The following is a 1,443-nucleotide window of genomic DNA, read 5'->3' as shown; positions in this document are numbered from 1 at the left end:
TATTCAAGCTTCGGGGCATTCGCCCCTCGGTCCGGCAGAAGTTAGAAGTATATTCGGGGATGGATCTTCAGTAGCGAGGAAGCGGAATCAGCCGGACACATCCAATCGACTAAGTGCGCTGACACGCACTTAGTCGATAGGACGTCGTGAATACCCGAACGTTATGCGCAATACCTGATAAAGATTATTAAATACAGGAGATGACAATACATTAATCATATCTCAGTAATAAAAAAGAAAAGCCGTTATGTTAATCAAGAACACGAAGTAATTCATATAGACCAAAAAGCATTAGATAAAATACTTGATGATATATACCCTGATGAAATGTTCGCTGGATTAATACCTATGATGATTGATTGGATAAGCACAGAAGAAGAAGCAAAGTTTGTTCAAGATAGATTTATGTCAAACAAAAAACATAAAATCCTGCCAATACTGATGTGTCCGGATGATTGTGATTTGTCGTGTACAGTAGTTGTGGCAGAGGTTGTTATAGAGCAAGAACAGATACGATGGAAACGACTTGGAGTAGATATAAGCAAAAAGAAAGACGGATTTGAAACACTAGGAAGTGAAGTGAAATGGCTGGAAGAAGTGCCAGAAATGCTATTTGATAAAGAAAATTACAAAACACTTGAAATCATATATAACCCCCATCTAAAACAATAACAGCATTAGTAAATTCGAAGAAGTCAGGTACTGCGCATAACAATGTTTTTCAGCATCGTCGCATTCGCTCCTTGGTCACCAAGAGGGATTCTCGGAGAAGTTGAATCAGGTGACACATCCAACCGGCTAAGTGGCAGAGCCACCCGGACCTATGGTCCTTAAGCCATTTGGACGTCAGAAACACGTTACGTTATACGCAACCCCTTTGAGAAGGTTAAAACATGAAACCAAGTAACAATCAATAATAAATAAAGGTGAAATGAACACTTAAATACAGGATAATTGAAGGAAGAGAAAAAGCATAAATGAATGAAATGAATAAGGATGCATTTACGAAGTAGCAGTTGAGAACCAAGTCACAAGGAATAGTAGAAAGGGTACCTTTCCTATACGGAAATGGATTTGATAGAACCAAAAGATAGAACAGATCAAGATATATCAAATACATAAAACACACAAGACATATATGGATGTGGAATCGAAGAAGAAGGGGCAGCGTATAACATTGCATTTTTGCTTCGTCGCTTACGCTCCTTGGTCGCCAAGAGGTATTTCGGAGAAGTGGAATCAGACGACACATCCAACCGGCTAAGTGGCAGAGCCACCCGGACCTGCGGTCCTTAAGCCGTTCGGACGTCAGAAATGCGCAACGTTATACGCAACCCCTTTGAGATTGATAACCCAATGAAACCTAGTAACAACAAATAAATAAAGGTGATAGATCAGATTAAATCAAGGATAATAGAAGGAAGAAAAAAAGAATAATGAAAG

The 1,443-nt window shown here is 39.3% G+C and carries 1 protein-coding gene; it reads left to right on the top strand.

Features of this window, described 5'->3' with window-relative positions; all coding sequences use genetic code 11:
- The first annotated feature begins 348 nt into the window (after positions 1-348).
- Positions 349-672: a hypothetical protein gene (locus AC1D7X_RS25745; protein WP_495476433.1), complete on the top strand. Its 324-nt coding sequence runs from the start codon at positions 349-351 to the stop codon at positions 670-672.
- Positions 673-1,443 lie beyond the last annotated feature (771 nt).

Source organism: Paenibacillus sp. Y568 (genome assembly GCF_059445545.1).
Note: the sequence above shows the minus strand (reverse complement) of the source record. Positions and strands in the feature narration are given on the sequence as shown.